This is a genomic window from Cronbergia sp. UHCC 0137, assembly GCF_034932285.1.
In the GTDB taxonomy this organism is placed as follows: Bacteria; Cyanobacteriota; Cyanobacteriia; order Cyanobacteriales; family Nostocaceae; genus Cronbergia.
This window is the reverse complement of the sequence record NZ_JAYGHC010000009.1, coordinates 1-8,103: the sequence shown is the minus strand read 5'-3', so window position 1 is coordinate 8,103 and position 8,103 is coordinate 1. Positions and strand designations below refer to the sequence as shown.

Below are 8,103 nucleotides of genomic sequence, written 5' to 3'. Positions count from 1 at the left end.
AAGCCTTAGCCAAGGAGAAATATACAAAGCTGCAAGCCGCAATGGTTAATCCCACTATCTCCCCAGCAATTTTTAAACAAGTATTAGAAGACTTCCAACAAACTCTATTTACCATTGGCACAGACCTTTACACCCACTCCGACAGCGAACCAACAGCACTAGAACAGCCAGCAACCACTCCCCCAAGCTCAAATCAAGACCCTTTAATCAATCCATTCCTTAACTTAGATTTGGATGAAGAGACTACCACATCAGCCGACTATGAAGCGATAGACTAAAAAATAAGTGACAAATCTTGTTTCTCTCTTGCCCGGATTTTTACACTACAATTCTCAAAGCCTTATAAAATCTAGATTCCGGTTTCTTACACTACATCAAAAAACAATATGTCAAAAATGCCTGAAACCTAGTGTGGGTAAAGATTATGGGTAATGTCTTCGCGTGACTCCTGACTCCTGACTCCTGACTTATTTTGATATTCTCCGCTTCCTGGCGATATCGCTACAATCTAAAAATTTCAACTCTAAAATAGTGGTGACAGATAATTTGTGAGTGATAAGTAATGGGACATAATTAATTACACAACTGATTTTTCTGTTACCTGTTCCCTGTTCCCTGTTCCCTGTTCCCTGTTCCCTGTTACCTGTTACCTGTTACCTGTTACCTGTTACCTGTTACCTGTTCCCTCTCTCAACGAATAAATTTAATTTTGTCCGATTTGTCAAAATAAAAAGGTACAATCAGATATTAACAAAAATTAATTCTTGTATTTAGTCCGTTACCTTCTCCCTTAGATATAGCAACGGCTAAGGTGATTAGGACATCAATTGTTAGCGCAGCTTGGTGTAAGCCATTCATGAAACTGGTTTCACAACAGGGTTTTACTCCTGACTCCTGACTCCTGACTCCTGACTCCTGACTCCTGCTATACTTCTGCTCTCTTAGTTCTAAATTTTACCCTTGCTATATGGCCCGCGACTATTATGAAATTCTGGGTGTCTCTCGTGACACCGACAAAGAAGAGATTAAACAGGCTTATCGCCGCCTAGCCCGGAAGTATCACCCAGACGTGAACAAAGAACCGGGGGCGGAAGAACGGTTTAAAGAAATCAACCAAGCCTATGAAGTGCTGTCTGAGCAAGAAACTCGCGCTCGTTACGATCGCTTCGGTGAGGCTGGTGTATCAGGTGCTGCCGGTTCTGGCTTCCAAGATGCGGGAGACATGAGTGGTTTTGCTGATATCTTTGAAAGCATTTTCAGTGGTTTTGCTGGTGGCGGCATGGGTGGACAAACAACCCAAAGACGACGCAGTGGACCAGTCCGGGGTGATGACCTGCGGCTTGATCTGAAATTAGACTTTCGGGAAGCAGTATTTGGCGGTGAAAAAGAAATTCGCATTTCTCATCTAGAAACCTGTGAAGTTTGTAGCGGTTCTGGGGCAAAACCAGGAACTCGTCCCCGCACCTGTGCCACCTGTAGCGGTTCTGGTCAAGTACGTCGTGTTACTAGAACCCCCTTTGGCAGTTTTACCCAAGTCTCTACCTGTCCCACCTGCAACGGTACGGGCATGGTAGTAGAAGACAAATGTGACGCTTGCGACGGAAAAGGCTCAAATCAGGTAACAAAAAAACTAAAAATTACTATTCCGGCTGGGGTAGATAATGGTACACGTTTACGAATTTCCCAAGAAGGAGATGCAGGACAACGGGGTGGACCATCGGGTGATTTGTACGTTTATTTATTCGTCAACGAGGATGAGCAGTTCCAGCGAGATGGGATTAATGTTCTATCGGAAATCAAAATCAGCTACCTACAAGCGATTTTAGGTTGTCGTTTAGAGGTGGATACAGTTGATGGTCTAGTGGAACTAATCATCCCCGCCGGAACTCAACCCAATACAGTGATGAAATTGGAAAATCGTGGTGTACCCCGCTTAGGAAATCCCGTTAGTCGGGGCGACCATATGCTGACGGTATTAATTGATATTCCTAATAAGATTCTGCCAGAGGAGAGAGAATTGCTGGAGAAGCTGGCTAAAATTAAAGGAGACCGAACTGGTAAAGGCGGTCTAGAAGGTTTTTTGGGAAATCTATTTAAGTAATGAAGCCATCTTCTTTGTCAACTCCCGATGCTCAACTAGATTTACGTGGTACTCCTTGCCCAATTAACTTTGTGCGGACAAAACTCCGATTGGAGAAAATGTCCCCAGGGGGTTTATTGGAAGTTTGGCTAGATGCTGGGGAACCCATAGAGCAGGTTCCCGATAGCCTGATTATGGCGGGTTATCACGTAGAACAAATTACAGATTGTAGTCTTTATTTTTCTCTTTTAGTCCGTCGTCCCGAATGAAAGGAGAAACTGTTTCTACCACTGGACTGTTAGTTGGTACAGTATTGGCTGTACAGGCTAATTTTTATCGCGTACAAATGGATGAAGGGGCAGGGGGAGAGGATTCTTGCCCATCCTCCCCTATAATGCTTTTGTGTACCCGCAGGACGCGGTTAAAGAAAATTGGACAACAGGTGATGGTGGGCGATCGCGTGATTGTCGAGGAGCCAGATTGGTCGGGGAGAAGAGGGGCAATTAGTGAAGTTTTACCCCGTCACAGTCTATTAGACCGGCCAGCGATCGCTAACGTCAACCAAATTTTGCTCATCTTTGCCGTAGCTGATCCTCCCCTAGAACCTTTCCAATTGAGCCGATTTTTAATTAAAGCCGAATCTACAGGCGTTGATGTACTCTTATGCCTAAATAAAAGTGATTTAATTTCCCCAGAGGAACAGCAAAATATTAGCGATCGCCTTTTTGCCTGGGGTTATCAACCGCTATTTATCAGCGTTCAAAACAGTATTAATCTTCACCAAATATCCACCTATTTAAATAATAAAATTACAGTCATTGCCGGACCCTCCGGTGTCGGTAAATCTAGTCTAATAAATAAATTAATACCCCTAGCTAACTTGCGAGTAGGAGAAGTTTCCGGTAAATTAGCCCGTGGTCGTCATACCACCCGTCATGTAGAATTATTTGAACTGCCAAACGGTGGTTTACTCGCAGATACACCCGGTTTTAATCAGCCTGATTTAAACTGTACTCCAGAAGAATTAATCTATTATTTCCCAGAAGCCAGAGAACGGTTAGTAAATGCTGGTTGTCGGTTTAGCGATTGTTTGCATTTAGATGAACCTGATTGTGTTGTGCGGGGTGAATGGGAACGATATCAACATTATTTAGAATTTTTAAGTGATGCGATGATCTTACAAACCCATCTTCAGCAACAAGCAGACCCCGAATCGACCTTAAAATTAAAATCTAAAGGTAAAGGTCAGAGTCAATACGAACCAAAATTAGAAAGTAAAAAATATCGTCGGACTTCCCGACGCACCCAGTTACAAAGCTTACAGGATTTATATCAAGAAAGCGACGAATAAAAATACCATTTAATCGGTCATCCAGTTCCCCTCCTCGCTTGGCTACCGTGTACACACAAGTCCTGTTAACATTAAATCGGCGGTTAGGAACCGCAACTACACAGGCAAAACCCACACTATGGCTAACGCCACGCTACGCTATCGGCAAGCTCAGTGACCGCCTCCGTGGGTTAAAAATAAGTAGTTTTTCTTCAGTCCACGCAGGTGGACTTTGTTTGTGTAGCCGTGATTTCTAATCGCCAGGGCTTGTTTTAGGTAATCAGATCACTTGCGGGGAGGGGCTAGGGGTGGGGTTTTATCTGGTGTACACAGTAGATCCGTTTTTAACCCCTGCCTTTCCTCCCTTTCTTTAATAAATGATCCCCATAAAGTCTTAAAATATTGTTAATTTCAGCCAAACCTCTCGTCCTTCAATTTTACTAATAACACCCAGAATCATTATGGCTATAGGCTACGTCGCGCTTGTACTCCACGCACATCTACCCTTCGTTCGTCATCCAGAAAGTGACTACGTGCTGGAAGAAGAATGGCTATATGAAGCCATCACAGAAACATACATCCCCTTATTAAAAGTATTTGAAGGGTTAAAGCGAGACGGCATCGACTTTAAAATTACCATGAGTATGACACCTCCTCTAGTGTCAATGCTCCGTGATCCTCTCTTGCAAGAACGTTATGATACACACTTAACCCAACTAGAAGAACTGATAGAACTAGAAGCCGAACGCAACGCCAACCACGGGCATATGCGTTATTTGGCAGAATATTACGCTACAGAGTTCAACGAAGCTCGTGAGTTATGGGAACGCTACAACGGTGATTTGGTAACGGCTTTTAAACAGTTCCAAGATAGTAATAACCTAGAAATTATTACTTGTGGCGCTACTCATGGCTACTTACCACTGATGAAGATGTATCCGCAAGCTGCGTGGGCGCAAATTCAGGTAGCTTGCGAACACTATGAAGAAACCTTTGGTAAAGCCCCCAGAGGTATTTGGTTGCCAGAATGTGCTTATTATGAAGGTTTAGAGCGAATGCTGGCTGATGCTGGTTTGCGCTACTTCCTCACCGATGGTCATGGTATTCTTTATGCCCGTCCCCGTCCCCGTTTTGGGACTTACGCGCCAATTTTCACAGAACCGGGTGTGGCTGCTTTTGGTCGAGATCATGAATCTTCTCAGCAAGTCTGGTCTTCAGAAGTGGGGTATCCTGGTGCAGCAGAATATCGGGAATTTTACAAAGATTTGGGTTGGGAAGCTGAATATGAATATATCAAGCCCTACATTATGCCCAATGGTCAACGTAAAAATACGGGGATTAAATACCATAAAATTACCGGACGTGGCTTAGGTCTTTCTGATAAGGCACTTTATGATCCTTATTGGGCAAAGGAAAAGGCCGCAGAACACGCTGCCAATTTCATGTATAACCGTGAACGGCAATCTGAGCATTTACATGGGATTATGGGTCGTCCACCAATTATCGTTTCACCCTATGATGCAGAGTTATTTGGTCATTGGTGGTACGAGGGTCCTTGGTTTATTGATTACCTGTTCCGTAAATCATGGTTTGACCAAAAAACCTATCAAATGACCCATTTAGCTGAATATTTACAAGATAATCCCCATCAGCAAGTATGTCTTCCTGCCCAGTCCAGTTGGGGTTACAAGGGTTTCCACGAATATTGGTTAAATGAGACAAATGCGTGGATTTATCCCCATTTACACAAAGCGGCTGAACGAATGATTGAAATTTCTGAGATTGAAGCTGAGGATGAATTACAAACGAAAGCTTTAAATCAAGCAGCGAGAGAGTTGTTATTAGCACAATCTTCTGACTGGGCGTTTATTATGCGGACGGGAACGATGGTTCCTTATGCCGTGAGAAGAACGCGATCGCACTTAATGCGGTTTAATAAACTCTATGAAGATGTGAAAGCTGGTAAAGTCGATAGCGGTTGGCTAGAAAAGGTGGAGTTAATGGACAATATTTTCCCTAACATCAACTATCGCACCTATCGCCCCTATCGCCCCCTATAACTCTCTAATACAGGGACAATTCATCAATTGTCCCTGACAGTTTTCAGGCATCTGTTAGTAAACTAAATTACTGAGGTAAGGAACGGCTGGCGTAAGCATCCATCGCGTAAGCAGGTGTGCGTGGGTGTAAGCCATTGGAGATATCGCTGTAGTTGGTACTCATACCAGTAATAGATTTAGCCAAGTTTTCAAAGGCATCAGAACGCCAATTACGTTCGTGTATAGGCTTGCTTTGCTCACCCATAAAGTATGCCAGAGATCCCAAAACTGAACCAGCTACCCAACCTACAACCAATATCGCAGTTAAAATAATCATGACCAACCTCTTTATTTAAGTTTTGTAACGTTATGTAAATAAATATAACAAACTCGCAACAAAACTTGCCAACTATTCTATTGGTGTGCTTACCGTTAGAATAGGTACGGTATTCCACACTAACGCAGACAAACCCATAGAACCTGGAAAATATTGGGTTTAGCGATCGCTTGACAAGACGCAGTTTCTGCTACATATAAATTTATTTCTTTTTCACTCTCGCACACATACCCAGTGGTGAAGAATATGTAATCATTAGTTTAATTGCCGATAGCGATCGCTTGGGTGATGCTTTATAAAGATTCAAAGAAGCGGGTATTTGCTATCAATCGGAAATTTCTGTTTCTGCGTCTAAGCCCCCTCTTCGCTTGCGGGGAGGGGGTTGGGGGTGGGGTTCTTGTATTTAACTCAACCAAGAACCGCTATATCTACAATGCAGAAATCACACACCTACAGTTTAAATATCATCAGGATTGATACCTAATGATCTTAAATAAGCTGCTAATTTTTCCTTTTGTTGACGTTCTTGTTCAGCAACTTCCTCAGCTTGTAAACGAGCTTGTTTTTCAACAATAGCCCTTTCATCACCTGTTAATAATAAATTACCCATTTCATCCCACCAACGTACCCAAGGTACACCCCCATCCTCTATTAAACCTAATTCCACACCCATAGGATAAATTGGAAAGTGATTACGTTCGTTTGGTTGCATCTTTTCATAACGTCCATCAACTAAGCGATAAACCTCCAGTAATGCTTTTCTTGCTTCAAAAATTGCATAGAAAGAAATATGAATTGCTTGTTCATAAACCCAAAATTTACCCGCTTTTTCTGTTTCACTCGGAGGTGTTGCATCTCTTTCTTCTGAACCATTTCCCGAAACAAACTCAATTGCAATTAATGGTGCGACAAACTCTTTCCACAATACATAGGAACGCCTGTATTCTCCGTTCAGTTTTGGTGGTACATTTGGTACATAAAACCAATCGGGAGCTTCCGCACCTTTTTCTGGTGGATCAACTAAACGCCAATAAATACCGCTATCTTGTCCAATACAAAAATTACCATCAGGATGTAACTTTTGTAATATTGGCTCAATGGAACTGGTTAAAACTATGCTTTGCGGATGTTCCTGAAAATTTTTCACAAAAGTTCCATCTGAATCTGGTAGTTGCGTATGATCTGGTAATGTAAATTTATTTGAGTGAATGTCTTGAATTGTGGGAGTAGTGGGATTAATCACTGCTTGAGTGCTTTCCATAGTAACTCCAGGATGTATATTGGTTTAATTTTAACATTTGGATAGCCTTAAAGCATCTACTTAGTAGTTTTTCTTCATCCTGTAAATCCTCAAATCCTGGATATCCTGATTCAGACAAATAAAAATCACCAACTCCCCACCAAAAATCATCCAATAACATCCTATAAATCCTAAAATCCTGGGTATCCTGATTCAGACAATATGATCGCACTCCTAATGCACCCTAAGCACTCAAACTGACAACATCTATAAAACGTGCAACTGCGAGATTTTTGCGGTTGAGTTTAATTTTTTCAATTTTATGCAATGTTTCTGCTGTTATGTAACTTTCACCACAATGAGGACAACTAATAATAGGTAGATTTTCAATTATTAGTAATTCTTCTCCTTTCCCATAGGTTCTGGTAACGTTGCGGATATGTACACCTTCGCTATTACAAATGTCGCATTTCATATTTCTGTTAACTGATTTTAAACTGTATATACTGTAATGATAACTAATTTTCCGCTTAGGCTGAGTTTAGTGATAATTTCAATTTCTACTCCGTCGGCGCTTACTCCTCTAATGCGATATTTTGATTCTGCGGTAATTCATCTTTTTGACGTTCTATAATTTCACCATTCAGGATACTTTCTTCAATATCATATATTGTTAAGTTATCATCGTTCATTTCTTCTTCTGCATGAAGTGTCATTACATACTGAAGTGATGTAATTTTCTCTCTTATTCTTTGTAATATTTCATCAAACATGACATAATTTATGTTGGTTTTCAGGATAGGTAATGTATAGTATCACAATCCTGTAAATCCTAAAATCCTGGATATCCTGATTCAGACAAATAAAAATCACCAACTCCCCACCAAAAATCATCCAATAACATCCTGTAAATCCTAAAATCCTGGAGATTTTTGTTCCTTTTAAATTAGTAATTTGTAGTAATTTGTAGGGTGTGTAAAGCCCTTCGGGCATGGCTACGCTAAAGCGACAGCGTAACGCACCTCATATTGACTAAATAATTTACTTTATTATCTTTTTTTAAATCCCATTTAATTA

The 8,103-nt window shown here is 41.4% G+C and carries 8 protein-coding genes and 1 pseudogene; 5 read left to right on the top strand and 4 right to left on the bottom strand.

All coding sequences use genetic code 11. From position 1 onward, the window contains the following. The 5 genes and pseudogenes from VB711_RS06115 to VB711_RS06095 form a co-directional block, all read left to right on the top strand. Nucleotides 1–278, top strand: a pseudogene (locus tag VB711_RS06115) (molecular chaperone DnaK); the annotation flags it as partial. 689 nt (nucleotides 279–967) lie between these two features. After that, nucleotides 968–2,101 carry a molecular chaperone DnaJ gene (dnaJ, locus tag VB711_RS06110; RefSeq protein WP_323284892.1) on the top strand — a complete coding sequence of 378 codons (1,134 nt, stop codon included), beginning with the start codon at nucleotides 968–970 and terminating at the stop codon, nucleotides 2,099–2,101. Then, nucleotides 2,101–2,349 carry a sulfurtransferase TusA family protein gene (locus tag VB711_RS06105; protein ID WP_323284891.1) on the top strand — a complete coding sequence of 83 codons (249 nt, stop codon included), beginning with the start codon at nucleotides 2,101–2,103 and terminating at the stop codon, nucleotides 2,347–2,349. The genes dnaJ and VB711_RS06105 overlap by 1 nt, the downstream gene beginning before the upstream one ends. Then, entirely contained in the window at nucleotides 2,346–3,431 is a 1,086-nt protein-coding gene (gene rsgA, locus VB711_RS06100; protein WP_323284890.1) for a small ribosomal subunit biogenesis GTPase RsgA, read from the top strand. The genes VB711_RS06105 and rsgA overlap by 4 nt, the downstream gene beginning before the upstream one ends. Before the next feature lie 440 nt (nucleotides 3,432–3,871). Next, nucleotides 3,872–5,470, top strand: coding sequence for a glycoside hydrolase family 57 protein (locus VB711_RS06095; protein ID WP_323284889.1), 1,599 nt, complete (start codon nucleotides 3,872–3,874; stop codon nucleotides 5,468–5,470). A 67-nt stretch (nucleotides 5,471–5,537) separates the two neighbouring features. Here VB711_RS06095 and VB711_RS06090 read toward each other — a convergent pair whose 3' ends face one another. From VB711_RS06090 to VB711_RS06075, 4 genes are all read right to left on the bottom strand, one after another. After that, nucleotides 5,538–5,786, bottom strand: a complete 249-nt coding sequence (locus VB711_RS06090; RefSeq protein WP_323284888.1) for a photosystem II protein, Psb35-related — start codon at nucleotides 5,784–5,786, stop codon at nucleotides 5,538–5,540. A 457-nt stretch (nucleotides 5,787–6,243) separates the two neighbouring features. Further along, nucleotides 6,244–7,047: a Uma2 family endonuclease gene (locus tag VB711_RS06085; RefSeq protein WP_323284887.1), complete on the bottom strand. Its 804-nt coding sequence runs from the start codon at nucleotides 7,045–7,047 to the stop codon at nucleotides 6,244–6,246. 223 nt (nucleotides 7,048–7,270) lie between these two features. Then, entirely contained in the window at nucleotides 7,271–7,501 is a 231-nt protein-coding gene (locus VB711_RS06080; RefSeq protein WP_193848951.1) for a type II toxin-antitoxin system MqsA family antitoxin, read from the bottom strand. 100 nt (nucleotides 7,502–7,601) lie between these two features. Beyond that, nucleotides 7,602–7,799: a DUF4258 domain-containing protein gene (locus tag VB711_RS06075; RefSeq protein ID WP_323284885.1), complete on the bottom strand. Its 198-nt coding sequence runs from the start codon at nucleotides 7,797–7,799 to the stop codon at nucleotides 7,602–7,604. Nucleotides 7,800–8,103: the final 304 nt, after the last annotated feature.

Coding starts and splice junctions, on each gene's coding strand:
- rsgA (WP_323284890.1), top strand. CDS start 2,346: ATGAAAGGAGAAACTGTTTCTACCACTGGACTGTTAGTTGGTACAGTA.
- VB711_RS06095 (WP_323284889.1), top strand. CDS start 3,872: ATGGCTATAGGCTACGTCGCGCTTGTACTCCACGCACATCTACCCTTC.
- VB711_RS06105 (WP_323284891.1), top strand. CDS start 2,101: ATGAAGCCATCTTCTTTGTCAACTCCCGATGCTCAACTAGATTTACGT.
- VB711_RS06085 (WP_323284887.1), bottom strand. CDS start 7,047: ATGGAAAGCACTCAAGCAGTGATTAATCCCACTACTCCCACAATTCAA.
- VB711_RS06080 (WP_193848951.1), bottom strand. CDS start 7,501: ATGAAATGCGACATTTGTAATAGCGAAGGTGTACATATCCGCAACGTT.
- dnaJ (WP_323284892.1), top strand. CDS start 968: ATGGCCCGCGACTATTATGAAATTCTGGGTGTCTCTCGTGACACCGAC.
- VB711_RS06090 (WP_323284888.1), bottom strand. CDS start 5,786: ATGATTATTTTAACTGCGATATTGGTTGTAGGTTGGGTAGCTGGTTCA.
- VB711_RS06075 (WP_323284885.1), bottom strand. CDS start 7,799: ATGTTTGATGAAATATTACAAAGAATAAGAGAGAAAATTACATCACTT.